The organism is Pseudomonas sp. K2I15 (assembly GCF_002204795.1).
GTDB lineage: Bacteria > Pseudomonadota > Gammaproteobacteria > Pseudomonadales > Pseudomonadaceae > Aquipseudomonas.
Window position 1 is genome coordinate 1 of record NZ_NIXO01000001.1, and the last position, 24,464, is coordinate 24,464.

Here is a 24,464-nt window from a genome sequence, read left to right on the forward strand (position 1 = left end):
CCGGCGTAAATCTCCTGACTGACATAGATCCAATGTGGGAGCGGGCTTGCTTGCGAAGGCGGAGTGTCATTCACTGAATATGTGTCTGATACACCGCCTTCGCGAGCAAGCCCGCTCCCACATTTTGATCCGGTTTTGTCAGCCAATGGACGGCGCCGAACCTATCCCGGTCGTCGTCCGCACCCTACCTTCCAACCTGCGTTTCAACCCCCGCGCCTCAATCATCAGCTTCGAGCCCTTGGCCGCATTGGCCCGCCCCCATTCCTCCAGCAATTCAAGGCAGGAGTGGTCGATGTAACTCAAGTTATTGAGCGGCACGTGCACGGTGGTCCCGGCGGGCACCGTCGACAACACCTGGGTCAACGCCGGCACCTTGAGAAAGGTCGCAGCCCCCGTCAATCGCAACTCCATCTCGCCATCCTGCGGCAGGTCGATCAGGCTTATCTTCAAGCGTGAAGCCTTGAACGCGAGCTTGACCAACGTCAGCCCGAAGCCCACCAATACACCGGTCAGCAAGTCGGTAAAGATGATCGCCAGGGCAGTCGCCGCGTAGGTAAACATCGGCATCCGCCCATAACGCGCCAAGCCACGAAACGCCTTCATGTCTACCAGCTTGATCCCGGTGTACACCAGCACGCCTGCCAGGCTCGCCACCGGAATGCTTTGCAGCACGCTGGACAGCAGCAATACAAACCCCAATAGCCACAGGCCGTGGAACATCGCCGACAAGCGCGTGGTAGCGCCGGCCTGGACGTTGGCCGAACTGCGCACGATCACACCGGTCATCGGCAAGGCGCCGACCAGGCCACACAGCATGTTGCCTACGCCTTGTGCCGACAATTCCTTGTCGAAATCGGAACGCTGGCCACTGTGCATGCGGTCGACTGCCGCCGCCGAAAGCAATGTTTCAGCGCTGGCGATAAACGCCACGGCGAAAGCGGCGATCAATAGATTGGGATCCGCCAGGTTCAGCAGGTCGCTGGGGCGCAGCCAGTCGATGGCGTCCGCCAGGTTTTCCGGCACCTCTACACGCTTGACCTGCAACGCCAGCACCAGGCTGGTGACTGTCGCCAAACCCACGCCGAGCAGGGCGCCGGGCACGAAACGCAGCTTTTGCGGACGAAATTTATCCCACAGCCACATCACCAGGATCGTTGCCAGCCCCAGCAACCCGGCCTGCCAGCCAAGCCCGCCGCCCAGTGTAGGAATCGCCTGGACCAACGCCGCCGGAAACCCGGCGAGATTATCCAGCCCGGAAGGTTTTGGTACACCGTCGAGCATCACATGCACTTGTGACAGGACAATCAGCACCCCGATCCCCGCCAGCATCCCGTACACCACCGCAGGTGCGGTAACGCGAAACCAGCAGCCCAGGCGCAAGCGCCCGGCCACCAGTTGCAGGAAGCCCGCCAGCAACAGGATGGGCCCAAGCATGGCCATGCCATGCTGGCGCACCACTTCGAACACCAGCACCGCCAACCCGGCGGCCGGGCCGCTGACTTGCAGCGGCGACCCCGCCAACCAGCCCACCACCAACCCACCGATAATCCCGGTGATCAGGCCTTTGGCGGGCGGCATCCCGGATGCAATCGCGATTCCCATGCACAGCGGCAGGGCGACCAGAAACACAACCACGGAGGCCAGCAGCTCCCGTGGCAGTACAGCTTTTAATTGAGCAGCACGCATGATGACTCTCCCGAGGCATTCGCCGGGCGTGGCAAGGCCTGGCTGCTCGAATGGCAGCCATCGCTTTACCCGACAGGGGATTGTTTTAGAAGCGCGCTTTAGGCGTCGCGGATGGGATCGGTTGAGTACCGTTCAACGGCAGGAACGCTGCCTGATCCGCATCGTAGGCCCTGATTTCGCTGGTCTCGATGTCGTAGACCCAGCCATGGATAAACAAATGCCCATTGGCCATGCGCGAGGCCACCGAAGGGTGAGTGCGCAGGTGCTGCAACTGGGCGATCACGTTTTCTTCGGTCAGCACATGCATGCTTTCGTGTTCGTTGGCGCAGTCGCAGTTGTCCTGGACCATGGTCTTGGCGACCTCGGCGTGGCGCAGCCAGGCCTTTACCGTGGGCATTTTTTCCAGGCTTTGGGGGTTGAGCACTGCGCGCATGGCGCCGCAGTCGGAGTGCCCGCAAATGATGATGTGCTGCACACCAAGGGCCAGCACCGCGTACTCGATGGCGGTGGAAACACCGCCGTTCATCTGCCCATAAGGCGGCACGACGTTGCCGACGTTACGGGTCACGAACAAATCCCCCGGGGAGCTGTGGGTGATCAGTTCGGGAACGATGCGCGAGTCGGCGCAGGTAATGAACATCGCCCTTGGGCTCTGGGCCGTGGCGAGTTTTTTGAAGAGTTCTTCCTGCTGCGGAAAGATCTCATTATGGAAATGCAAAAAGCCTTCAACGATGTGCTGCAGCGCTGCATCGGCGGACTCCGCCACGTGAGGGGCTGAAGCCGACGCAGCCAACGGCTGTTTATCCTTGTCACTCATGATTCATCCTCTTGGTTGGAGCAGGGGCGTTTTCCAGTGTGGTTGGCGCCCAAACCGGGTCGCCGACTCATTAGTCACTCGATGAACAAGGTACCCGCCGAAACTTAACTCAAACTGAATGAACCGCTCTAGATCGGGGCTTTCAGTGATGTCAAAACGCGACTATTCCTACAAGACCGTGCGCTTTACCCAGCAGTTTACAACAAAGCCATCTGCCTGCCCGGCGGACAAAACGCCGTGCAATCCAGATTAAACCCTTCCCGGCGATTGAGCCCCAACCGTTTGATCGCCTTGGCGAAACGTTGCGCCAACAGATCGGCAAACGGCCCTTCGCCGCGCATGCGTACACCGAAGCGGCTGTCGTAGACCTCACCTCCGCGCACCTGCCGCACCAGGCTCATTACATGGGCCGCCCGCTGCGGGTAATGGGCTGCCAGCCATTCCTCAAACAGCGGCGCCACCTCCAGGGGCAGGCGCAGCATCATGTACGCCGCGCTTTGTGCGCCAGCGGCATGGGCTTCAGTCAGCAGGCTTTCCAGCTCGCTGTCGTTGATCATCGGAATCATTGGCGAACACAACACGCCTACCGGGATCCCCGCCTCGCGCATCACTCGAATTGCCCGCAGCCGGGCCTTGGGCGCAGCCGTGCGCGGTTCGAGGATGCGCTTGAGCTCATCGTCCAGGCTGGTGAGGCTGATCATCACCGCCACCAGCCGCTGCTGTGCCAGCTCGGTCAGCAGGTCGAGGTCGCGCAGGATCAGCGAGCCCTTGGTGATGATCGTCACCGGGTGGCGGTACCGCAGCAGCACTTCAAGGGTTTGGCGGGTGATCTTGTACTCGCGCTCGATGGGCTGGTACGGGTCGGTATTGGAGCCCAGGTTGATCGGTGCGCAGGTATAGCCCGGCTTTGACAGTTGCTGCTCCAGCACGTCGGCGGCGTTGGTCTTGGCGATCAGCTTGGTTTCGAAATCCAGCCCCGGCGACAGGTCCCAATAGGCGTGACTGGGCCGCGCATAGCAGTAGATACAGCTATACTCAGTGATTAGTACCTTTTCTCGGTGAGCCTTATGTCTGGCAACGTATACAGCTACATGCGCTGGTCCACAGATCGTCAAAGCGATGGCTCTACCGAGGAACGCCAGCGCACCAGCCAAGAGGCATTCTGCAAGCACTTCGGCATGACGCTGGTGGAAGAACTCACAGACCCCGGCATGAGCAGCTATCGGGGCAAGAACGCCCATGAAGGTAAGCTACGCGAAGTGATCAACCGGGCAAAGGCTGGCGATATTCCGCCCGGCAGCCTTCTACTGTTCGAGAATGCCGACCGCATGACCCGTATGGCACTTGCTCATGCCGTACCGTTGTTCTTTGAGATTCTGGGGGCAGGGCTTCAAATAGGCATCGCCGACCGGCTACAGATCTACACTCCGGGAACGCTTGACCTTGGGGGCCTGATGACAATTCTCGTTGACATGGAACGCGCCAACAAGGAGTCCACCCGTAAAAGCGACTTCGCCCGCAACGGCTGGAAGAAGAATCACGACCGAATGGAACAGGGCGAGGTGGTAACAGACAAGTGCCCGCAGTGGCTGGATGTCGTAGAGAAAAAATTCGTGGTCCGTGACGACATTGCTGACCAGATACGGGCACTGTTCCACGCCTCATTGCAGTATGGCGTAGCCGAGTCATGCCGAAGGGTGAACGAGCAGTTCGGCTCAAGCTGGAAGGTTCACCAAGTGCAATACCTATTGAAAAATCGGCGCCTGATCGGTGAACACACCATCACCAACTTTAACGAACAGGCCGGGAAGAACACCCCATCCGACCGGGTGCTAACCGACTACTATCCGGTGATCATCGACAAGAATCTGTTCGCTGAGGTGCAAGCTGTCATCAACAAGCGTAGACCCTTCGCCGGTAAACAGGATGCCAGTAATCTCAACATCTATCGGGGCTTGGTAAAGTGTGCCGCTTGTGGCGGTAGTGTCAGGTTCATGTTGAAGACCGGCAAAGAGTACTTTCACTGCACGGCCAGCATGACTAACAGCTGCACTGAACCGGGAATACGCAGCATCCGGGGTGAATACCTACGTCGCCTCCTATTCAAGTTTGAACACTGGACGAACCTGAAAAACTACTTCATGGAGGCCAGTGAAGATTTGAAAACCCTTCGTCGTGAGCGTGACGCTCTACTGGTTCAAATGAAGAAGATCGCCACCCGCACCAGCCAGACACAACAACGCCTCATGGATGAAGACGATACAGACCGGCAGTCGGTCCTGCTGGATATGCTCACCAAGGCCAAAGGCGACGACAGAGACACCAGAGCGAAGCTAGCTACCGCTGAAACCGCCCTTTCAGAGCTGGAGGATGCTTTCAATATTGGCGGGCTGGAGGTTGGCGATAGGATGGAATGGTTACTCAATGACCGAAGTGAACCAGCCGCACTGGAGCGAGCAAGGATCAACCGCTACCTAGGCAACATCTTTGAAAAGCTGGTGATCGACTTTACTGGCAAGACGCTAACCACAGAGGTGAGGCCAGCGTTCAAAGGCAAGGTAACTGAATTTCAAGCAGGCATCAGCAGCCCTCCAGATCGCCGCATGAAGCCTACTACCGGCGTGAAGCGGATCATTGGCACACCGCGTGGCACACCGAGACCGAAGACGGAAGATGTACCACCACCACCACCCGGCCTAGTATGGATCACCTCCAACGAATTGCTGCCAACGAAGGAGAGTTAGCACCTGCCGGAATTACCGCTTATCGCTTAGCTGTAAATAGCTCTTGCTTTATCTGACAAATGGTACTATGCAAAACACGATTCGGGGTGTATAATAAGCATACAGAGGACAGAGTTTTTCTACTCGTTCCGCCCTCATGGCGACATCCTCCAGTTTCTCCTAGCGGCCTCGTCAGAGTTCGCTTCCCCGGCCCGGTATCCATGCCGTCCAAACGTCAGCAGTCGTCGGCCAACACTGTTAGGTCAAGGGTGGTTCCTTGATCGAATCGCAGCCCCTCGATCTAGTGGAATGGGGCAACTAATTCGCAACACACAAAGAGCATCGGCAAAGTGTTGGGGCAGAAATGCCCCTTTCTTTTGTCCACGCTATTCCTCAGTTCGTTTCAGTTCCAACCAAAACATACCAACTACCCCAATCACCTAATTTAAAAGGAGCCATGCCTATGGCCGTAGTAAAGCGAAACTGCATTCATTGTGGTGCAACGTTCGATTCAAAGAATAGCCGGGGCGTCTATTGCAGCGCCGCTTGCAAATCCCAACATCATCGGATTCGAAAAGTTACCGAGCGAAGAGTAGTCGTTGGGCGACTTGAGGTCGTCTTCCGTGATGTGAACCCCAACACCACACAAGAAATGCTTGAGCAGATGGTGCATGACGCACTAACGCCCGAGATTCTAAAAGTCATCCATTCAGACAAACCAATCCAACTAGGAGAATCCCATGCTTAAAACATTAGACCCAAAAGAACTACAATCCCGCAAGTCAGCAGCAGAAGAACAATTCCGTGGCCGTAAGGCTGGTATCAATCACTTTGCAGGCGTTGACCCAGTAACAGGGCGTCCTGTCGGTGGACACCAAGACGGGGGTATTGAAGCTGTACTCGTGAAGTATGCCGAAGACTTGATTCCGGTATATGTCGAATTCACAGCCAAGGGCTACACGCTAACAACGATTGGCACTGTAGCGCTTAATGCGAACACCTTTGAAGTCTACTTCAATCGTCCAGAGAGTCAAATCAAACCAATGCTTGCAGCAATCCTACAAAAGGTTGAAGACGATTACACGGCGGAGATTGAAATTCATAACGAGAAGTTCATTGAGTCGGAAGTACAAGCCCAAATAAACATTGAGGCACGTCGCCAAGAGCGAGAACTTGCAGAAGCTGCTGCTAAACGCCGTGCAGAGATTGAAGCTGAAATCAGAGCTACGTTCCAGCCACCTCAAGAGACAACCGCACCTGTGCAAGCTCCAGCCCCAGCGAAAGGGAAGCGTTCGTGATCGACAATCTAACGCGGCAACTGCTAACCAAGTATTTGCCCAACGACCCAAGGCTCCAGCAAGAGCCCTTACAAGCCGTTACAGCAATAACTAAGAGTGAGGCGCCACCAGTGCAGCACCTTGCAGCTAAGAGCGCCCTAGGGGTTCTACAGGAGGTTGCAGGTATGGTTATTATTATGTCGTCGAATGATTACACCGAGGGCGTCATTTTCAAAGCACTTCGCGAATTCAATACTCAGCACCCAGAACTGATGTCCCGAAGTTTTACACTACCCGTTGCCCAATCCGGTATTCCCGTTGGTTCGTGGGTATTCATCACACAAGAGGAAGACTGATGGAAAAAATTGTAGTACCGGAACAACTGGCGGCACGTATCGCCAAGCTTACACAACCCGCTCCACGTAGAATCATCTTCAAACTAAGATCCGATACATCCCTCAATATCAAACGTATCCTTGCCAACTTCAAGGAAGTGGTTGAACGCATTTACGGCGAACAGATTTACAGCATTCTTTGGTTCCGCTGCAAAGATGGAAGTATCACCGTTGCAATCGCCGGTAGTCGTCCAGTAGTTGCACATGTTGAACTGTTCCTTATTCATGGTCGCATGTCTGGACTGTTTGAGTCTGGCAACATCATCTATGAGGGTATGGGTGCTAAATCTTTCCAAGCTCATGTTGAGCGACAACTACGCCAATATGCAACTACGCAAGTAGAGCACAGCTTCGGAGGGACTAACCCATGAGTGCCCACACAGAAGAAATCGCACGCCTAACAGGTGTACTCCAGTTCGATGTAAGAAGTGGTCCGCTGCTTGCCTTTGAGCAAATGTTGAAACGAGTTCAGACATCTATGTTGGGCGTGATGAAAACTGCGGATGACCTGAATAAAAAACTTGATCGTAAACTTGGAATCTCAACCAAGCGTGACGCATCAGCAGCGGCCAATACCGCCATGCAAAAGAGTCTCGATAAACAGATTGCGACCGAAGGAAAGTTGTCCCGCCTTCGTCAATCACAGTTTAGGGCTCAGCTTGCCGAACAAAAGCTAACTTCTGCTGGAAAGCGCGAAGAGAGCTTCTTGCAAAGTGCATCCTTGAAACAACAAGTAACCGCCGCTGTGTTGTCCGCCAAGCAACATAAGGCACAGCAGGAAAGTTTGAAGGTGGATCTTGGTAGGGCGAAGTTGCAAGCCACTTCGGAGCAATCGAAAATCCGTGAAGCCCGTTTAGCTGACATCCTGCAACGTCGCCAAGCGCAAACAGTTCGATTGCAGCAACAGGCCGCACTACATCAAAGTAAGTTGCAACGTGCCGAGGCTGGATTAGTTACTGCCCGAGAGCGTGGCTTACGACTTGCAGAACGTCACCAGCAGTCTAAGTTGCTGTCTGCTGCACGAGAAGCCAGAGCTGCTGTTAGAGGCGAACAGGGTGCCGGTAGATACTCAATGGCACAGGATCGTTTCAACGCGTGGAAGCTTCGACAAGAGCGCCCAGAGAGCGGCGGGCTGGGTAGTCTCACCGTTGGCCTTGGCGCCGCTGGAGCAGCGTTGTACGCCCTTACAGAAGCAGCTGGTTACTTGGGTGAGCGCATCAAACAACGCCAAGAAACAGCCGCCGATAATCAGCAGTTCGACAACACGTTACTTGCCGCTGGCAACAACGATAAAGAACGCGCTCGTATTAAAAGTGCCTATATTTCAAACTCCCAAGAGTTCGGTATGCAGATCAATCGCGAAAGTGCAGTCGCTTATTCGAACATGATTCAAGGTTTCCGCGCTCAAGGGAAAAGTTTGGAAGAGGCGATTCAACTTCAAAAGGATCAAGCTGCTGTTTTCAGAATCGGTAACTTGGACAAACCTAGACAGGCCGCCGCCGCATTGCAGCTCAATCAGGGTTAATTGCTAGCCCCGTGCATTGGAAACAGTGCAATGAACATTCCTCTAATTCGGTGAAACTCCCACGTGGACAATGCCGAGCTAAGCCCAGCAATGGGAAAGTGTAACGACTAGCCGAGAGGCGTACACCCAAGCGGGTGGAAATGGGGAAGGCCGTAGTTCTGCAAAGAGCCGGTCAAGAGATAGTCTGGTCTGCATGGCAACATGTAGCAGCGGCCTTTGTATAGGTCGCGGAGGATGAATTGCGAGCATCCTTGAACACTAACGTATTCGAAAGATAGATTCATGGGAAGTGACCTAAGGCCCCTGACCGATAGTCTCGGTACTCGCCTAACAACAATCTTGTATCAAGCAATCGGCAAGGCCCTTGGTTACAAGGGTGATGTTAACAAGTTGGCAGGCTTCGTGCTGGAGGCTCAGCATGACGGTAAAGTCAACGGGGCGATGGTTCAGCAAGGTATGCGAGATATTGTCGCCCAATCGCCTGAACTACTTGAGAGGCACAAGCATTCACTTGATGCTCAGGCTGTACGAGTTGAGAACGATCAATACTTGCGTAGTGTGGGTATCAATGAAGACCCAAAGTTGATTTCAGCGCTGGGAGATCGTTTGACGGCAGAGCGTGAGTTAATCCAAAGTACAACGAGCCTACAAGCTGCTTTCCGTGACTTCGACACTGCACTAGTTCAGCTTCAAACCGGCATGCTTAGAATGATGGCTGGCAAGAATGCCGACAACAGCGAGAAGACTCCGCAACAGCGAGCAGAGGAAGTTGGTGCAGGTTACATGATTGAAGGCATGGGCGTTAATCCCTTTGACCTCAACGGTAAGAGTGGTGGCTCTCGCACAACACAACAACAGCTTGACGCTGATGCAAACGACCCTATTTCACGGATGTGGAGATTGTTGGGCGTTGGTAAAGATTTGCAGCAAGTGGCTAAAGACAATCGCCAGCGTTGGGATCAAGTTGGCTTTGACGAGCAACATGCCCCACTTGATCCAAGAATTCCAGCCTTGGATGCTTCTAGGCTGAATACTCGTGCATTGCCTGACTACGGCAAACATTTGGAAGACCTGTTGAGCCAGTCCGACCCAAACAATGCAGTTGCTAAAGTTGCAGCTCAGGCAGTTGCTACAGCATCACGCTCCACGCCGGGAAGTAGGGGTGAAATGGTTGCCGATGATCAGTCCAATAAGGCTGGAACTGTAACTAACAACGTCACCAACAATACGCCTGTAACTGTCGAGGTGAATATCACTGCCCAGACTGGTGCTACCGCTACGGAAATTGGAGACGCTGTTTCATCCAAGGTGCGTGAGGAAATGCAGAAAACTTTCAATTCGTACCTGCCCAAAGAAGTTCAATAAGCCTGCTGACAACAGGCTTTCCCCTTTCAAACAAAAAGCTAGACCACGGAGGCCCTGTGCCTGAACTAAAGACTATAAAGCAGCTTCTTGTCATGGGCATTGTAATTGCGCTGCTCAATATCGGTGCTACCACTTGCGGGATTCTCCGTAACGAGTACATGACCGCCATTACGGCGAAACAACTTCACTCCTATGTCGAGCATCAGGCTAACAGCTTGCGAGGCAATTGGTTTGACTGGCAACAAGAAGATCTTGCCCGCTCAAGGAAGTTTGCTGAGCTAGAAGTTTCGAGACAGCTATACCAATCGCAGGAGGCCAAATGAAATACGAACAAATCGCCTTACAGGCGGATTATCACGCTGCTACTCAACAGTACGTTTCTGAGATTTACGGCGAACAAGTTTCCCAACAGTTACCCGGTGTCAGCGACACCGTTTGGCAATCAATTCTGATGGGCATGCCTGAGCAACTTTGCTGGATATCTGTGTTAAGTGATCACCGACTACCACTGCCTATTGGAGAGAATACATGAATCAAGTTTACCATGACGCAAGTGCGGCAATGCACGCCGCCTATGAACTTTCGCAAAGGCTTCACAAGCCTGTATGGCGTCATACAGGCGTTGATAGCAAGGGCGCCTTTGTCTGGGTGGTCTCGCTAGAGAAGGATGCTCAAATCGCACTACAGGGGCTTCTTGTATGAACCATAGACCACGTAATCAACGTACATGCCACTGTAGACATTGTGGTATCGGCTTTCTAACTTTCAAGGCCGCGGCCTTCTGTGGAAGTGCATGCCGTTATTCATACATCGCCATTCATGGCACAACAAAACCAGAAACAGGAGCGAACCTAGATGGCGCTAGCAACACCAGCAACAAAACCTAAGAGAGACGCCCGCAAAACCTGCACTGTTTGTAGAGTAAAGTTCACGCCATCCCACCGCTCTGTAATGACATGTAGCGAAGACTGTAAAAGAGCCCGCCGTAACAAATCAGCTAAATCTACATCACAGAAGTGCCGGAAGGCTAAACCGCTTCCTGTATCCAATGCGTTCATCCAGTTGCTCCTTCGGCACGCCAAGCAAGCCGGGACTGTTCAGATTTTCCAGTTCATCACGGCGCCTCAACTCCTGGAGCTACGTGAAATGCACAAGGTGCAGCAGGCCGCCAACGCTTGGTCGCACGATTCATTCGGCTTGTACCAGTTCTGCCACGTTTATCCTGTGAAGGGGCAGCCCTTCGTTGGTAAGTTTACTCCGGCCAATTTGGTCATTGGGCGTGCTGAACTTAATTACGAGCACGGTAGCCAATGGCTTGGAGGGGGAGAGTTTATCCAACGCAATGACAAGTCTGTCCGCTGGGACATTGCCAACTGGATGACAGACCTCGACATCATGAATCTGCTCGTCGAGTGTATCGGGCAATCGGTCTGGGCGGAGTTCGCCAAAGTGGCAAAGCTAGCTCCCAGTAAGCGCCAGTCCTACATTGAGACTCTGACCAAATTGCTTGATCGTGGTAACACCACCCATCGGGAATGGCTCAAGGTGCTAGATAACCCGCGTACAAGCACGCCTGAGCTATCGGCGCTTCTGGAGGCTGTTACCGGCAAACAGATGTTCTCGTTCCCAAGGCGTTACATGACGCCCATGGAAGTGGCTATAGCCGAGACTCAAAGGCTGTCAGCATACCGGCCAGAACTGAGCCCTTTGCTCAAAGGCTTGGAACAGGTTGAGCAGATGTCCCGTTACGTCGATTGCGATTCCTTCGACCTTGGGGCGGATGAGGCTTGCATTTTCAATATGCTGCATGGGCATGACGTTAACGCCGATTGGTTGGAGCAGTTCGTCCTGGCCGCACTGTCTAAAGTTGCTGACAAGGTGAAATCATTCGATCAGGTTGTCATGCTGAGGCCGTTGGATTTCTACACCCCTGAGCAGTTGGCCGACTACCACGCCGTTGTTGCAGCATCTGGCTCTTGGGCCAGTAGCTATGTTCCCGACTACACGTGGCTAGACAGGGCCTTGGTTGAACAAGCCCTCTAAGCATTGCCCTGTCAGTGATGGCGGGGCATTTTTGCGCACTGAAAAAGTCAAACACCACCCCTATTGCTCTAACTCTTTCACGCAACAAACTGATCCCATTCCCCAGTCATACCGCTGTATTCATTGGGCGAAACCCCTGTCCAGTCTGGGTAACGATTGGGCAGTTTTCCCAGCCTAGAGCGACTGACCATTGCGCATAACGGAGTTATGAACAGTTTCTCAGGTGGGGCGGGCGCCCCGGACACACACGCTCACAGGCTATCCACGTATGATCACGGCGCCAGCCCATCATAGAGAAGACGCCATGGTGCATTGCACAGTGATACCCCAGCTAAAAGACGTTACGCCACTACAGCGTTTGAAGTTCCAGATGTCACTTCACAAACAAGGCTTGAAGCGAGTAACTGGATACTCAGTCTGGACTACCACCTACCAAGATGAATTGAATCAAGCACCCATCGCCAAGAAGGTTGACCAAGCCTTGAGGCAGGCCGCACACCATGCCCGCCTTCCCACAATCGCTTACCTAGTGCAGATTGGTGATAGTCCGCTGATTCGGGTGGGTTAATACGTACAGCGTGAGCTGTAGGCAGTCATGCAGTCTTGGGGCGGATCAGTGTGGTGGCGGAATCACATGGTTCTGCCATGCTACTGGCAGTCTGACTTCCCTCCACCTAAAGGACTCCCTTGTGATACGGAAAGCTCTTCTAATGGCTGGTCTCACCCTTCCAGCTCTGTGCCAAGCCAGCCCAGTCTACCTAGAGTGTTTTATGACCAACGGCACGAAGCCCGTGCTGTGGAATATTACCCTCGATGAGTCATTGGGCTCTGCGAGCTATGTGATTTCATCTATGGACGTAGCTAGGAAGGAATCGGCTGTATTTACAGCCAATAATGTGGTCTTTAGCTCAATGGAGATCAGTCGGACAGATTTATCCTTCAAGAGGACGACCGATTTTCTTGGTAAGACAACGGTAGATATTGGCCAATGCAAGGTTGCACCCAAGGCGGCTGAACGTAAGTTTTAAACCTGGCTAAAACTGCGGTTTAACGTCCCCGAAACCCCTTGCCAGCTATTGGGCCACCTCTGGTAGTGAAAGTTGTAGCATGTCTGTAGCTCAGTGTTTCCGTGGCTTGTGGGGATCGAGGGCTAAGCTTTTTTCTGTGGAAACGCTCAACTTGAGGTTTTAGCGCCAGAACGGCAGTTCTGAGCTGGAATCACCGTTTTTCAACAGGACGGCAACATTGACAGGCGCCGGGCAGGTGACTTCAATCAAGATTCGCCCATCCGGGGCTTAGGGAGAGTTGACATGCCTGCATATGGGATGGAAGTGCTTGATGAATTGCTCAAGCGAATCTTTGATGGGCAGGATGAAGTCTCCGGAAGTGATCTTGGGCCATTCCGCAACCTGCTCGCGTTGAAGCTTGCTGAATTTACTGGCGAGGGTGGCCCACGCCGTTACACAGGCGTTCTGCTCACCAACGCGGGCAATCTCCGGGTGGTTGACCCCAAGGGAGAGTTCTGAAGATTAACTATCAAAGAAGTCTACTTCTCGGGTAGTCGAATAACCGCCCGTCCGGTAGGCAATCCAGCTATCAAATACCTATATCCGGTTGGCTATCAGATAGTTTATCCTTTATCTATCACATCAATAGCCTAAAGGATAGCTAGCCATGAACGCCCACCTCTACCTTCGGGCCAGCACCCGAGATCAAGACGCCGACCGTGCCAAGTCGCTCCTTGAGTCGTTTGCTACGGACAAGGGCCTGAACATCGTTGGTGTGTACAGCGAGAACGTTTCCGGGACCACACTCCAGCGCCCCGAGCTGATGAAATTGCTTGATGTGGCTCAACCGGGAGACATTCTCCTTTGCGAGTCTGTTGACCGCCTCAGCAGGCTTTCTCAAGAAGATTGGCTAACCCTCAAGATGACAATCAAGGCAAAGGGCTTGCGTCTGGTAATTGCCGACTTGCCTACCAGTCATATGTTGGTGGCAGATAAAGGCATTTCTGGTCAAATCATGAGCGTGATCAATGACATGCTGCTTGACCTGATGGCGACCATGGCAAGGTTGGATCAAGAAAAGCGTGTTGAGCGAATCCAACAGGGCTTGAAGAAGAAACGGGCAGAAGATCCCAACTGGAAGCCAGCGGGCAAGAGTAAGAATGCCGAATTGTGGAAGAAGGTAGAGGCACTGATCGTGAAGAATCCAACCCTGTCGGCAGATGATGTTGCCAAGCTGGCAGACTGCGGCGTTGCCACGGTGTACAGGATCAAGCGTGAGCTGAAAGCCTAACTGTAACGCCCCACAGAGCCCGCCTTGAGCGGGCTTCGTCGTCTCTGATACCTGCAACAGCACACAGCTCAGCGCCTGCCAGAACCTTGCCCAGCGGCACCCAGTCCAACACTTATTTTATATTTGCGAGCAGGTTCATTTGGCCCTGTTGCAGGTTGTTTAATAGGTGGAGGAACTATCCCGGTGCCATGATCGTTTTCAGGCTGGCAGATCCAAACACCCATCAAGGTGCTCCGAGTTTTTCGGCGGAAAAAGGGATTTCCCAGAAAAACGCCTCTGACCGAATCCTCTTACAGCAGCGCTGTAAGCATTGATCTAGACAGGTCGTATACCCAGCTCGATATACGGTTGCAATATATACAGGCACGTAGTGCGTCCACTGCTGTAGGTCTGCCCGAGAGCGGTAGCTCTCAAGTGGATACCCCTTCGACGTTCCGTCGCGAGAGAAGCTTTCGATAGCGTTTAGCTATCAATATTGATGAATAGATAGATCAATGGCTAGGAGTTGGGTTTTTGAAGACTGGGTATTGATCGAGGACAGACCGGAAGGTCAAAGGTGTCGCGACTGGCAAAGGGCTCACCAGAGAGGTGCTAAAGCCGGAAGCCACCAAATCAGCACAAGCTTGGTGGCAACGTTCCCGTCTTAACGCGGTGGGCTACGGCGGTGGTGACAAACATCCTCCCATTCACCGAAGCGGAACCGACGATATTGACGAACCGGCACCGTTTTGGCGCCTACACTGGTGTTGCGGGTGAATCCAATCGACATGTCCATTTGGGCAGTCTCCAGCAGGGTTAAGTTAATCGCACCTGTCTGGAGACGACCACCGATCAATCACCGATTGACGCAATTGCATCAATTGGCTTTTAATGGCGTCCTTCTTCCGACAGTGCTGAAACGTATGCGTCGGAGGGTACGGGTAGTCACGTTTCTGTCGCCAAACGTGGCGTGGCTACCTGTAGACATCTTCTGCTGAGACCGCCTTCATTGGCGGTTTCTGCGTTTCTGTCGCCATCATATCGTTAAGTCAGAGGCTCTGCAAGCCCCTGTGAGCGCCCGTGTGCGTAATTAACGATTAATCCCCCCTCCGACCCCCTCCAGCCCCCAAAAACGCCTACAAACGCACCAAAAGGCCCTCAATAGGCCCTTATTAGTCCCTTGCTGAGACATCCATTGGAAAAGCCAGAAATAGTGGAAACCCGTTAGAAATAGGGGGTTTTAGCGCATTTTTTCACTATGAAAAAAGCTCAAAGACACTACATGTGGGGTCTTCAACGAAGGCGGGGTACAAGATAATGCGTTTTTGGGGGATCAGCAACGCACTACCTGTGGATAACGCTGTGGGTAAAATGTGTATGAAACGCGGAACATTCGCGTAAGCCATGCCACCACTGGATTGCACCGTTTGTCACCAAATGTTCCTAGGGGAAAACCACCTCATAAGGCGGTAGATACCTTTTCTTCTATATAAGTCGCAAAATCACGCTTCGTTCATGTGTACCTATAACCCACTACAGTCAGCCATGCTCGCAGCCGCGATACGGGTTAATTGCACGATCAAACGGAATATCCGGAGAGCTGTTGCGGGTGATGATGGTTTTTGCGGTTTCGATACGGACTTCGGTGCCCTGGGTCTGTGGCACTTCCTGATACCAGCCGTCGTCTTCCGCCACGCTGAGGGTGGGCGCAAAACGATTGTGCAGGTTAGTGGCCGTGCCGCGCCCGCGAGGCGGCAGAGGAGTGGACATGAAAGCGCCTCGATACTGTTTTTTTATACAGTATAGAGGCGCAAGGTTTCTGACCAGTGCCGTTGGGCGGTCAACGCCCCATCAGTGCTTGGATGTCACCTGGCCAAGGTCATCGCCGGAGGTGGTCTGCATATCATTCTTGCGCAGGCTCGCCACGTCACTGGCTTTCACCGGCGCGCCTTTGTTACCCCAACTGCTCCGGACGAAACTGACTACGTCCGCCACTTCCTGATCCGACAGCCGCCAGGCAAATGCCGGCATGGTGAAGGTCGAAGGCGCCGTATGTGTGGCCGGCAACGTGCCGCCGTTCAACACGATGTTGATCAACGAGGTGGCATCCGCCGTCTGCAACACCGGGTTGCCCGCCAACGCCGGGAATACCCGGGTGTAGCCATGGCCGTCAGTGCGGTGGCACGCCGCGCAGTTGTCGATATACACCGATGCCCCGGGCTTGCTGTCATCGCCCTTCCATAGCGCGTCGGCGACCTGTTTGTCGTACTGGTGCGGCTGATCCTTGGGATCTACCGCCGGCAGGCTCTTGAGGTAGCGAGCGATGGCCGTCAGGTCATCTTGCGACATGTACTGCATGCTGTGGACTACAACGTCGCTCATGCCGCCAAACACCGCGCTGCGATCGCTGCGACCGGTCTTGAGGAATTGCACCAGTTGCTCCTCGCTCCAGCTCCCCAGGCCGTCCTTGTGGTCGCCCCGCAGGCTCTTGGCAATCCAGCCTTCCAGTGGTGCACTGCCAGACAAGAAAGCACTGCCATCCGTCGCACTCAGGGACTTTTCCTGCATGGTCAGGGCCCGTGGTGTATGGCAGGCGCCGCAGTGGCCGAGGCCTTCCACCAGATACGCACCACGGCTGATCACCGGGTCGGCACCCGCTTGGGCCTGATAGTCCTCGACCTTGGGCGCAAACATCCAACGCCACCCGGCCAACGGCCAGCGCATGCTCAACGGCCAGGGAATATCGCTGTCCTTGTTTACTTGCGCCACCGGCTCCACGCCCTTCATGAAGTACGCATACAGCGCCTGCATGTCGCTTTCACTGACCCGCGCGTAAGACGGGTAGGGCATCGCCGGGTAAAGGGTACTACCGTTTTTAGCGACGCCATGGCGCACGGCCTTGTCGAAGTCTTCGAAGCTGTAGTCGCCCAGGCCGGTTTTGTCCGGGGTAATGTTGGTGGAGTAAATAGTGCCGATCGGGGTTTCCATCGGCAGGCCACCCGCGAACGGCTTGCCGCCCTTGGCGGTGTGGCAGGCTACACAATCACCGGCGCGCGCCAGGTATTCGCCCTGTTTGACCAGGTCGGTTTCAGCCGCACTCACCGAGCAGCTGCTGAACAAGGCCAGGGACGCGATAACAAATGCTTTCATGGTCATCGCTCCTTATGCCTGAACCAGCGGGCCGGGGTTTTTCAGGTACTGCTCGCGGATGGCGCGAGCGGACCAGTACGTCAACGCTGCCACCAGGCCCGTAGGGTTGTAGCCCAAGCCTTGTGGGAACGCGGAAGCACCCGGGACAAACACGTTATGCACGTCCCAGCACTGCAGATAGCGGTTCAAGGCACTGGTTTTCGGGTCAGTGCCCATGATCGCGCCACCGTTGAGGTGGGTGGTCTGGTAAGCCGCGGTGTTGAAGTGCTCGCCCACCTTTTTGCCCAGCAAGGCGATCGCCTTGGGGTTCATCGCTTCGGCGATCTTGCTCATTTTGTCGACCATGAAGCGGTTCATCTTGATGTCGTTTTCCTGCCAGTCGAAAGTCATGCGCAGCAACGGCATGCCGTAGGCATCGCGGTAAACCGGGTCCAGGTCGAGGTAGTTGCCACGGTAGGACTGATGCGCGCCGTGGGCATCCATCGACACTTGGTGGGTGTAATAATCGGCGGTGGCACGCTTCCAGGCACTGCCCCAGGCTGGCGTGCCCGGCGGGTTGGAGGTGCCGGCAATCGGCCGGCTGCCCGCCTGGTTGACCCACATCGGCGAGCCGCCCACAAAGCCGTGAGGCCCATGGTCAAAGTTGTCCGCGTTGAAGTCGTCAATCGCCACACCATTGCCGCCGGCGCCGATGAAGTTGTTGGTGTGCACGTCCTTGTCGAAGAACGCCTTGATGGTGGCCATGTTCTGGTAGGCGAAGTTCCTGCCCACCACGCCCTCGCCGGAGATCGGGTCGTAGGGTTTTCCGATGCCCGACAACAACATCAGGCGCACGTTGTTGAACTGGAAGGAGCCGAGGATCACCAGGTCTGCCGGCTGCTCGCATTCGCGCCCCTGGGCGTCGACGTACGTAACGCCGGTAGCCTTGCGCTTGGTGCTGTCGAGGTTGACCTTCAACACGTGGGAGTTGGGCCGCAGTTCGAACTTGGGCTCCTGGCGCAGGGCCGGGAGGATGTTCACGTTCGGCGAAGCCTTGGAGTACATGTAGCAGACATAACCGCTGCAAAAACCGCAGAAGTTGCACGGCCCCATCTGCGCGCCGTAGGGGTTGGTGTACGGCCCCGACGTATTTGCGGAAGGCAGATTGTAGGGTTTGTACCCCACGGCTGTGGCGGCTTTCTGGAACAGCTGTGCGGAGACGGTGTTCTTCTGCGATTCCAACGGGAAATGATTCGAGCGGTCCGGCGCGTAAGGGTTACCGCCCTTACCTTCGCCCACCAACTGGCCCTTTACCGTCCAGGCTTGCCCGGAGGTGCCGAAGACTTTCTCGGCATAGTCGAAGAACGGCTCCAGCTCTTCATAGCTGACGCCGAAATCCTGAATGGTCATGTCCTTGGGAATGAAGTTTTTCCCGTAGCGCTCTTCGTAATGGCTGCGCATGCGCAACTCGATCGGGTCCACCCGAAAGTGCACGCCCGACCAGTGCAGGCCAGCGCCACCCACGCCGTTGCCGGGCAAGAAGGCGCCCAGTTGGCGGTTAGGCATGGCCACATCATTCACGCTATGGCGAATGGTCACGGTTTCCTTGGAGATGTCCTGAAACAGCTTTTTGCGCACGCTGTAGGTCAATTCGTCGATGACCTGGGGATAGTTGCCGTCGGGGTAGGTGTCCTGCATCGGGCCGCGCTCCAGCGCTACCACGTTGAGGCCCGCTTCCGTCAGCTCCTTGGCCATGATCGCGCCGGTCCAGCCGAAGCCTACGATCACTGCATCCACTTTCTTCATGATGGTCGCCACGTTTATGCCCTCTCGCCACGGATCGAAACAGCCGGGAAGGGGTATTGCTCGTTGCGTTCAACCCAATCCATGAAATCGGCGCGGGCGCCGGGGAAGCCGATCATGGTCCAGCCGACCATGCCTTTGTTGCCACCGTGGACCGGGTCGCAGAAGAACCCTTCCTTGGTGTTTTGCAGCAACAAATTAAAGAAAATTTTCGGCGGAACGCTGTCGAACTGGGCATCGCCGGCCTCCAGACGTTGCAGCAATTGTTCCTGGGTAGCGCTGTCTTGTTCGGCAAATAGCTTACCGTTCATCGCTTTCGACCAGGCATCCGTGGCGGCGATGCCGAGGCGATAGATCTCCTTGGGTACCAATTTGCTCTGCCAGCCCATTTCAGGCGGCGCGTCGGCATTGAACGGGCCTTGCATGAACCACAGGGCGCCAGCCGCGTACGGCGTGTTCATCTGGCGGTCGATGTATTCCGGCGCGCCGGCTTCCAGGGCGCCCGGGCCTTGGTCGTCCGCCGGGATCAGGCGGGCAACAGCCGCGTTGATAAAGGCCCATTCCTCGGCAGTGAAATAGCTCGGCTCATAAGCCTTAGTGCTGACAGGCGCCTTTTCGGGGCTGGCTTGAGCGGGCTCGGGAACCGCCATCAGCATCGAACCGCCCAGGCCCGTGCTGGCGACAGTGACCACCGGGATCAAGGTCAAGGATTTGCGCAAAAACTCACGCCGGGGGTTGTCTTGATCTTGATCAGACATGGTGGCACCTCATCATGTGGTCACGGATTTATCAGCCGCTTCTGGGAGCGACTTATAGTTTTGGCAGCAAATTGGATCCAACGGACCCAAAGGGATAGAGCGCAGCAGCAATCAATAGTTACAAAGGATAGCAGGCTAAGGATCGAGGAGAATCGATTCAGCGGGAAAAAACAGTGGGCATTCACGATTCTTTGACGAGTCCCTCACGGGACATTGACCCCGCGTAGGCGAATCTGGCCCCCATCAGCCATTTCCCTATTCGGTTAGATCGACCATGTTCAACAATCAATTGCTGCCTGCCCTCAGCCTGGCGTTCATGGCGCTTTTCACCACTGTCCACGCCCAGGCCGAAGAACTCACGCCCATTCGCTCACTGGAATGGGCGCAGCCTGTGGGTAGCCAATACAACCTGTATCAAATGTCGCCCACCCTCTATCGCAGCGCACTGCCGGATAGCGGCGCCCTCCCGGTTCTGGAAAAGCTGAAGATCGGTACTGTGATCAATTTTCTGCCCGAATCCGATGCCAAGTGGCTGAAGTCGCCTGGTATCAAACAAGTGCAACTGAACTACCGCACCAACCATGTCGACGACAGCGACGTGCTGGCAGCGCTTCGGGCGATTCAGGACGCACAAGCAGAGGGCCCGGTGTTGATGCACTGCAAACACGGCTCGGACCGCACCGGCTTGATGGCAGCCATGTATCGAGTGGTAGTACAGGGGTGGAGCAAAGAGGAGGCGCTGAACGAAATGACGCTGGGTGGTTTTGGCACCAGCAACGGCTTCAAGGACGGCGTTCGCTACATGATGAAGGCAGATATCGACAAATTGCGCACAGCGTTGGCCAATGGCGATTGCAGCACCAGCGCCTTTGCCCTGTGCTCGATGAAAAGCTGGCTGAATACCGCGGACAGTGCCAAGGACTCGGCAGCAGAAAAGACCGCATTAGTAGTTGCTCCCTAAGCCATCAGCCCAGGGAGCACGTGCCGGTCAGTCTTTTTTCAGCTTTGGATTAGGGAAGAACTGCACCGCCTGCACCTTGGGATCCGGCGCTTTCAAGGCCGATGTATTCACCCGCGTGCCCAATTCCTTGGGCACTGACAGACCTTGCTCATTCAACGTGTCGGAATAACCGCAGGCCACGCATTCGCGGTGCGGCACGTCGTCCTCGCTCCACATCATCAACTTGTCCGGCTCGCTGCACGCCGGGCAGACCGCCCCGGCGATAAAGCGTTTTTTGGTTTTCACAGGTGCTTCACTCATGCTGCCGCGTCCTCACTCAGGCCGCTGTGGCGCAAGAGTGCGTCAATCGACGGCGCACGTCCGCGGAAGTCGACGAACAGCACCATCGGCGCCTGGGAACCACCACGGGCCAGGATCGCCTCGCGGAACGCCCGGCCAGTCTCGGCGTTAAGCACGCCGTCTTCTTCGAACTTGGAGAAGGCATCGGCCGACAACACTTCCGCCCACTTGTAGCTGTAGTAACCCGCCGCGTAACCGCCGGCGAAGATGTGCGCGAAGCTATTGGGGAAGCGGTTGTAGGCGGGCGGACGCATCACCGACACCTCGTCACGCACGCCTTCAAGCACCTGCAGCACACTGCGGCCATCGCCGTGGGTGGCGTGCAGCTCAAAATCGAACAACGAGAATTCCAACTGGCGAACCATCATCAGGCCGGACTGGAAGTTCTTTGCTGCGAGCATTTTTTGCAGCAGGTCCTGAGGCAGCGGCTCACCGGTTTCATAGTGGCCGGAAATCAGCGCCAGGCCTTCCGGCTCCCAGCACCAGTTCTCCATGAACTGGCTCGGCAACTCCACCGCATCCCAGGCCACGCCGTTGATGCCGGACACGCCAGCGTGCTCAACACGGGTCAACAGGTGATGCAGGCCGTGGCCGAATTCGTGGAACAGCGTGGTCACTTCGTCGTGGGTCAGCAGGGCAGGCTTGCCGCTGTCAGCCGGGGTAAAGTTGCACACCAGGTTGGCCACCGGACTTTGCAGCACGCCGTCAACCGTGCGGCGACGGTCACGCGCGCCATCCATCCAGGCACCGCCACGCTTGTTGGCGCGGGCGTACAGGTCGAAGAAGAAGCGGCCGACGTGCTGGCCGTTTTCCTTGATTTCGAACAGGCGAACGTCCGGGTGCCAGGTGTCGAAGCCTTTCTGCTCGGCGATCTCGATGCCGTACAGGCGCTGCACAATGGCGAACAGGCCGCTGAGTACCTTGTCGATCGGGAAGTAGGCGCGCAGGGCTTCCTGGGCCACGCTGTAGCGTTGTTCACGCAGCTTTTCGCCGTAGAAACCGCTGTCCCAGCTTTGCAGGTCCGGGCAGCCTTGTTCGGCGGCGTAAGCCTTGAGCTGTTGCAGGTCTTGGGTGGCAAACGGCTTGCTGCGCTTGGCCAGGTCCCGCAGGAAGCTCAGCACCTGGTCGCTGGACTCGGCCATTTTGGTGGCCAGGCTCAGTTCGGAGAACGAGGCAAAGCCCAGCAGTTGCGCCAGTTCCTGACGCAGGTCGAGGATTTGTTCCATAACCGGGCCGTTATCGTTCTTACCGGCATTCGGGCCTTGGTCCGACGCACGGGTACAGTAGGCCGCGTAGATTTCTTCACGCAGGGCGCGGTCGTGGGCGTAGGTCATCACCGCGTAGTAGCTCGGGAATTCCAAGGTGATCAGCCAGCCGTCGAGGCCCTTGGCCTGGGCAGCGGCGGCCATTTGCGCCTTGGCCGAATCAGTCAGCCCGGCGAGGGTAGCCTCGTCCGTCACGTGCTTGGTCCAGGCCTGGGTGGCGTCGAGCAACTGGTTGGAGAACTTGCTGCCCAGCTCGGAAAGCTTGCTCTGCACTTCGGCATAGCGTTTTTGCTGCTCAGGCGGCAAATCGATACCCGACAAGCGGAAATCCCGCAGGGAGTGTTCCAGAATGGTTTTTTGCGCCACGTCGAAGCCGGCAGCCTCCGGGCTGTTGGCCAAGGCTTCGAAGGCCTGGAACAGCTCGCGGTTCTGGCCCATCTCGGTGGAGTAGGCGCTCAATGCCGGCAGGCACGCCTCGTAGGCTTCGCGCAGTTCGGCGCTGTTGCACACGGCATTCAGGTGGCTGACCGGGCTCCAAGCGGCGCCCAGGCGGTCATTGAGTTCGTCCATGGCCAGGATCAGGCCGGCCCAGGTCGGATTTTTACCCTGGCTTTGCAGGATGCCTTCGATGGCGACGCGGTTGTCGGCGAGGATCTGTTCGATGGCCGGCTGCACGTGCTCGGCACGGATCGCCGAGAACGGCGGCAGGTCGTAGGACTGCAGAAGAGGGTTGTTCGCGCTCACGGTTGGCACCTTGGCAGAAGAAACATGTAAGAACAAAGATGGGGCCATCTTAATTACAATCAACGCCCACCGCAGCTATCAGCAGAAGAGAGAGAGCCTATCGTGACCCTTCGCACCTACCAGAATCACACGCCGGCCTTGGCCGCCGGGGCTTTCGTCGATGCATCGGCGGTGGTGATCGGCGACGTCGAAATCGGCGCCGACAGCTCGGTATGGCCATTGACGGTGATCCGCGGCGACATGCACCGCATCCGCATCGGTGCGCGCACCAGCGTGCAGGACGGCTGCGTGCTGCACATTACCCACGCCGGCCCCTTCAATCCTGATGGTTTCCCGCTGCTGATCGGTGACGACGTGACCATTGCTCACAAGGTCATGCTGCATGGCTGCACGGTGGGCAACCGGATTCTGATCGGCATGGGCAGCATTGTGATGGACGGCGCCGTGGTGGAAGACGACGTGATCATCGGCGCCGGCAGCCTGGTGCCGCCGGGCAAGAAACTTGAGAGCGGCTTTTTGTATGTCGGCAGCCCGGTTAAACAGATCCGCGCGCTGACTGACAAGGAACGGGCGTTTTTCACCTACAGCGCCGCGAACTACGTGAAGCTCAAAGACCTGCACCTGGCCGAAGGCTTCGACCAATGACAAGGACACCCATGCATTACCAAACCGTTTTGTTCGATCTGGACGGCACCCTCACCGACCCGCGCGAAGGCATCACCCGCTCGATCCAGTACGCCCTCGCCAAACTGGGCATTGATGAGCCGGACCTGACCAGGCTTGAGCACTTCATCGGCCCGCCGCTGCTGCAAGCGTTCATGCAGTTTTATGGCTTCGACGAGGCCAGGGCCTGGGAGGCGGTGAATTTTTACCGCGAGCGCTTCAAGGTCACCGGCCTGTACGAAAACCGCGTGTTCGACGGCGTGATGCCGCTGCTTGAAGAGCTGAACGGCCAGGGCCGCCAGCTGTATGTGGCCACGTCCAAGCCTTGGGTGTTCGCCCGGGAAATCGCCCGGCATTTTGATTTCGCCCGGCACTTCAAGGTGATCTACGGCAGCGAGCTGGACGGCACCCGCACCAACAAGGTTGAGCTGATCGCCCACCTGATGGCTGAAGAAGGCCTGGACCCGGCCAATACCTTGATGATTGGCGATCGCAAGCACGACCTGATCGGTGCGCGCAGCAATGGGCTGGATGCCGCGGCGGTGGGTTACGGGTTTGGCAGCCATGAGGAGCTGAGTGCCGAAGCGCCGACCTGGCATTTTGAAACATTGACGCAGATGCATCAGGCGTTTTTGCAGCGGCCATAAGATCGCTATCGCGGGCAAGCCCGGCTCCCACAGGGAAACGCGACCAA

Annotated in this window: 24 protein-coding genes and 2 pseudogenes; 16 read left to right on the forward strand and 10 right to left on the reverse strand. The window is 55.9% G+C overall.

Going from position 1 to position 24,464, the window contains the following annotated elements; genetic code table 11:
• Positions 1 to 138: 138 nt before the first annotated feature.
• The 3 genes and pseudogenes from CEC48_RS00005 to CEC48_RS00015 all read right to left on the reverse strand — a co-directional run.
• The gene (locus CEC48_RS00005) at positions 139 to 1,686 is read right to left on the reverse strand and encodes a SulP family inorganic anion transporter (protein ID WP_088421887.1); all 1,548 of its coding nucleotides are present in this window, start codon (positions 1,684 to 1,686) and stop codon (positions 139 to 141) included.
• An 85-nt stretch (positions 1,687 to 1,771) separates the two neighbouring features.
• Entirely contained in the window at positions 1,772 to 2,503 is a 732-nt protein-coding gene (locus CEC48_RS00010) for a carbonic anhydrase (protein WP_088421888.1), read from the reverse strand.
• Between the two features lie 197 nt (positions 2,504 to 2,700).
• Positions 2,701 to 3,540: pseudogene (locus CEC48_RS00015) on the reverse strand (PA0069 family radical SAM protein); the annotation flags it as partial.
• Between the two features lie 30 nt (positions 3,541 to 3,570).
• Here CEC48_RS00015 and CEC48_RS00020 point away from each other — a divergent pair.
• The 9 genes from CEC48_RS00020 (at position 3,571) to CEC48_RS31450 (ending at position 10,490) form a co-directional block, all read left to right on the forward strand.
• On the forward strand, positions 3,571 to 5,247 hold the full coding sequence (locus tag CEC48_RS00020) for a recombinase family protein (protein ID WP_088421890.1): 1,677 nt from the start codon (positions 3,571 to 3,573) through the stop codon (positions 5,245 to 5,247).
• 719 nt (positions 5,248 to 5,966) lie between these two features.
• Positions 5,967 to 6,524, forward strand: coding sequence for a hypothetical protein (locus CEC48_RS00025; RefSeq protein ID WP_088421891.1), 558 nt, complete (start codon positions 5,967 to 5,969; stop codon positions 6,522 to 6,524).
• Positions 6,521 to 6,859, forward strand: a complete 339-nt coding sequence (locus CEC48_RS00030; RefSeq protein WP_088421892.1) for a hypothetical protein — start codon at positions 6,521 to 6,523, stop codon at positions 6,857 to 6,859. The genes CEC48_RS00025 and CEC48_RS00030 overlap by 4 nt, the downstream gene beginning before the upstream one ends.
• Positions 6,859 to 7,269: a hypothetical protein gene (locus CEC48_RS00035; protein WP_088421893.1), complete on the forward strand. Its 411-nt coding sequence runs from the start codon at positions 6,859 to 6,861 to the stop codon at positions 7,267 to 7,269. Before CEC48_RS00030 ends, CEC48_RS00035 begins: the two co-directional genes overlap by 1 nt.
• Positions 7,266 to 8,423 carry a hypothetical protein gene (locus tag CEC48_RS00040; protein ID WP_088421894.1) on the forward strand — a complete coding sequence of 386 codons (1,158 nt, stop codon included), beginning with the start codon at positions 7,266 to 7,268 and terminating at the stop codon, positions 8,421 to 8,423. Before CEC48_RS00035 ends, CEC48_RS00040 begins: the two co-directional genes overlap by 4 nt.
• A 282-nt stretch (positions 8,424 to 8,705) precedes the next feature.
• Positions 8,706 to 9,788, forward strand: a complete 1,083-nt coding sequence (locus tag CEC48_RS00045) for a hypothetical protein (protein WP_088421895.1) — start codon at positions 8,706 to 8,708, stop codon at positions 9,786 to 9,788.
• A 56-nt stretch (positions 9,789 to 9,844) separates the two neighbouring features.
• A complete protein-coding gene (locus CEC48_RS00050) occupies positions 9,845 to 10,111 on the forward strand; it encodes a hypothetical protein (RefSeq protein WP_088421896.1) in 267 nt (88 codons plus the stop codon).
• A complete protein-coding gene (locus tag CEC48_RS00055; protein WP_088421897.1) occupies positions 10,108 to 10,320 on the forward strand; it encodes a hypothetical protein in 213 nt (70 codons plus the stop codon). Before CEC48_RS00050 ends, CEC48_RS00055 begins: the two co-directional genes overlap by 4 nt.
• On the forward strand, positions 10,317 to 10,490 hold the full coding sequence (locus tag CEC48_RS31450; RefSeq protein ID WP_176438636.1) for a hypothetical protein: 174 nt from the start codon (positions 10,317 to 10,319) through the stop codon (positions 10,488 to 10,490). The genes CEC48_RS00055 and CEC48_RS31450 overlap by 4 nt, the downstream gene beginning before the upstream one ends.
• A gap of 149 nt (positions 10,491 to 10,639) precedes the next feature.
• On the opposite strand, the gene CEC48_RS30790 is transcribed toward CEC48_RS31450, so the two are convergent.
• Entirely contained in the window at positions 10,640 to 10,846 is a 207-nt protein-coding gene (locus tag CEC48_RS30790) for a hypothetical protein (protein ID WP_141099637.1), read from the reverse strand.
• 88 nt (positions 10,847 to 10,934) lie between these two features.
• Between CEC48_RS30790 and CEC48_RS00060 the strand changes: the two genes are divergently transcribed.
• The 4 genes from CEC48_RS00060 to CEC48_RS00080 all read left to right on the forward strand — a co-directional run bounded on the left by CEC48_RS00060 (position 10,935) and on the right by CEC48_RS00080 (position 14,129).
• The gene (locus tag CEC48_RS00060; RefSeq protein WP_141099638.1) at positions 10,935 to 11,831 is read left to right on the forward strand and encodes a hypothetical protein; all 897 of its coding nucleotides are present in this window, start codon (positions 10,935 to 10,937) and stop codon (positions 11,829 to 11,831) included.
• A gap of 770 nt (positions 11,832 to 12,601) precedes the next feature.
• Positions 12,602 to 12,859 (forward strand): hypothetical protein, encoded by a 258-nt coding sequence (locus tag CEC48_RS00070; protein ID WP_141099639.1) that lies wholly within the window; start codon positions 12,602 to 12,604, stop codon positions 12,857 to 12,859.
• Between the two features lie 282 nt (positions 12,860 to 13,141).
• Positions 13,142 to 13,357 carry a hypothetical protein gene (locus tag CEC48_RS00075; protein WP_088421901.1) on the forward strand — a complete coding sequence of 72 codons (216 nt, stop codon included), beginning with the start codon at positions 13,142 to 13,144 and terminating at the stop codon, positions 13,355 to 13,357.
• A gap of 148 nt (positions 13,358 to 13,505) precedes the next feature.
• On the forward strand, positions 13,506 to 14,129 hold the full coding sequence (locus tag CEC48_RS00080) for a recombinase family protein (RefSeq protein WP_088421902.1): 624 nt from the start codon (positions 13,506 to 13,508) through the stop codon (positions 14,127 to 14,129).
• A gap of 1,521 nt (positions 14,130 to 15,650) precedes the next feature.
• Here CEC48_RS00080 and CEC48_RS00085 read toward each other — a convergent pair.
• From CEC48_RS00085 to CEC48_RS00100, 4 genes and pseudogenes are all read right to left on the reverse strand, one after another.
• Positions 15,651 to 15,878, reverse strand: a pseudogene (locus tag CEC48_RS00085) (radical SAM protein); the annotation flags it as partial.
• 81 nt (positions 15,879 to 15,959) lie between these two features.
• A complete protein-coding gene (locus CEC48_RS00090; RefSeq protein WP_088421904.1) occupies positions 15,960 to 17,258 on the reverse strand; it encodes a cytochrome c in 1,299 nt (432 codons plus the stop codon).
• Positions 17,259 to 17,270: 12 nt separating this feature from the next.
• On the reverse strand, positions 17,271 to 19,055 hold the full coding sequence (locus CEC48_RS00095) for a GMC family oxidoreductase (protein WP_088421905.1): 1,785 nt from the start codon (positions 19,053 to 19,055) through the stop codon (positions 17,271 to 17,273).
• Between the two features lie 2 nt (positions 19,056 to 19,057).
• Positions 19,058 to 19,798, reverse strand: a complete 741-nt coding sequence (locus CEC48_RS00100; RefSeq protein ID WP_088421906.1) for a gluconate 2-dehydrogenase subunit 3 family protein — start codon at positions 19,796 to 19,798, stop codon at positions 19,058 to 19,060.
• A gap of 274 nt (positions 19,799 to 20,072) precedes the next feature.
• Between CEC48_RS00100 and CEC48_RS00105 the strand changes: the two genes are divergently transcribed.
• Positions 20,073 to 20,759 (forward strand): dual specificity protein phosphatase family protein, encoded by a 687-nt coding sequence (locus CEC48_RS00105; RefSeq protein ID WP_088421907.1) that lies wholly within the window; start codon positions 20,073 to 20,075, stop codon positions 20,757 to 20,759.
• A gap of 27 nt (positions 20,760 to 20,786) precedes the next feature.
• On the opposite strand, the gene CEC48_RS00110 is transcribed toward CEC48_RS00105, so the two are convergent.
• A complete protein-coding gene (locus CEC48_RS00110; protein ID WP_003214872.1) occupies positions 20,787 to 21,059 on the reverse strand; it encodes a YheV family putative zinc ribbon protein in 273 nt (90 codons plus the stop codon).
• Positions 21,056 to 23,107 (reverse strand): oligopeptidase A, encoded by a 2,052-nt coding sequence (prlC, locus tag CEC48_RS00115; protein ID WP_088421908.1) that lies wholly within the window; start codon positions 23,105 to 23,107, stop codon positions 21,056 to 21,058. Before prlC ends, CEC48_RS00110 begins: the two co-directional genes overlap by 4 nt.
• Before the next feature lie 102 nt (positions 23,108 to 23,209).
• Here prlC and CEC48_RS00120 point away from each other — a divergent pair, with 102 nt between their 5' ends.
• Complete coding sequence (locus tag CEC48_RS00120; RefSeq protein WP_088421909.1) at positions 23,210 to 23,752, forward strand: gamma carbonic anhydrase family protein; 543 nt, start codon at positions 23,210 to 23,212, stop codon at positions 23,750 to 23,752.
• A gap of 11 nt (positions 23,753 to 23,763) precedes the next feature.
• Positions 23,764 to 24,417: an HAD family hydrolase gene (locus CEC48_RS00125; protein ID WP_088421910.1), complete on the forward strand. Its 654-nt coding sequence runs from the start codon at positions 23,764 to 23,766 to the stop codon at positions 24,415 to 24,417.
• The last annotated feature ends 47 nt before the right edge of the window (positions 24,418 to 24,464 follow it).

Excerpts from the sequence above, each read along its gene's own strand:
- CEC48_RS00045 (WP_088421895.1), top strand. The coding sequence starts at position 8,706 with ATGGGAAGTGACCTAAGGCCCCTGACCGATAGTCTCGGTACTCGCCTA.
- CEC48_RS00035 (WP_088421893.1), top strand. The coding sequence starts at position 6,859 with ATGGAAAAAATTGTAGTACCGGAACAACTGGCGGCACGTATCGCCAAG.
- CEC48_RS00075 (WP_088421901.1), top strand. The coding sequence starts at position 13,142 with ATGCCTGCATATGGGATGGAAGTGCTTGATGAATTGCTCAAGCGAATC.
- CEC48_RS00070 (WP_141099639.1), top strand. The coding sequence starts at position 12,602 with ATGACCAACGGCACGAAGCCCGTGCTGTGGAATATTACCCTCGATGAG.
- CEC48_RS00110 (WP_003214872.1), bottom strand. The coding sequence starts at position 21,059 with ATGAGTGAAGCACCTGTGAAAACCAAAAAACGCTTTATCGCCGGGGCG.
- CEC48_RS00040 (WP_088421894.1), top strand. The coding sequence starts at position 7,266 with ATGAGTGCCCACACAGAAGAAATCGCACGCCTAACAGGTGTACTCCAG.
- CEC48_RS30790 (WP_141099637.1), bottom strand. The coding sequence starts at position 10,846 with ATGAACGCATTGGATACAGGAAGCGGTTTAGCCTTCCGGCACTTCTGT.
- CEC48_RS00055 (WP_088421897.1), top strand. The coding sequence starts at position 10,108 with ATGAAATACGAACAAATCGCCTTACAGGCGGATTATCACGCTGCTACT.
- CEC48_RS00020 (WP_088421890.1), top strand. The coding sequence starts at position 3,571 with ATGTCTGGCAACGTATACAGCTACATGCGCTGGTCCACAGATCGTCAA.
- CEC48_RS31450 (WP_176438636.1), top strand. The coding sequence starts at position 10,317 with ATGAATCAAGTTTACCATGACGCAAGTGCGGCAATGCACGCCGCCTAT.
- CEC48_RS00090 (WP_088421904.1), bottom strand. The coding sequence starts at position 17,258 with ATGAAAGCATTTGTTATCGCGTCCCTGGCCTTGTTCAGCAGCTGCTCG.
- CEC48_RS00080 (WP_088421902.1), top strand. The coding sequence starts at position 13,506 with ATGAACGCCCACCTCTACCTTCGGGCCAGCACCCGAGATCAAGACGCC.
- CEC48_RS00010 (WP_088421888.1), bottom strand. The coding sequence starts at position 2,503 with ATGAGTGACAAGGATAAACAGCCGTTGGCTGCGTCGGCTTCAGCCCCT.
- CEC48_RS00125 (WP_088421910.1), top strand. The coding sequence starts at position 23,764 with ATGCATTACCAAACCGTTTTGTTCGATCTGGACGGCACCCTCACCGAC.
- CEC48_RS00060 (WP_141099638.1), top strand. The coding sequence starts at position 10,935 with ATGCACAAGGTGCAGCAGGCCGCCAACGCTTGGTCGCACGATTCATTC.
- CEC48_RS00105 (WP_088421907.1), top strand. The coding sequence starts at position 20,073 with ATGTTCAACAATCAATTGCTGCCTGCCCTCAGCCTGGCGTTCATGGCG.
- CEC48_RS00025 (WP_088421891.1), top strand. The coding sequence starts at position 5,967 with ATGCTTAAAACATTAGACCCAAAAGAACTACAATCCCGCAAGTCAGCA.
- CEC48_RS00005 (WP_088421887.1), bottom strand. The coding sequence starts at position 1,686 with ATGCGTGCTGCTCAATTAAAAGCTGTACTGCCACGGGAGCTGCTGGCC.
- CEC48_RS00100 (WP_088421906.1), bottom strand. The coding sequence starts at position 19,798 with ATGTCTGATCAAGATCAAGACAACCCCCGGCGTGAGTTTTTGCGCAAA.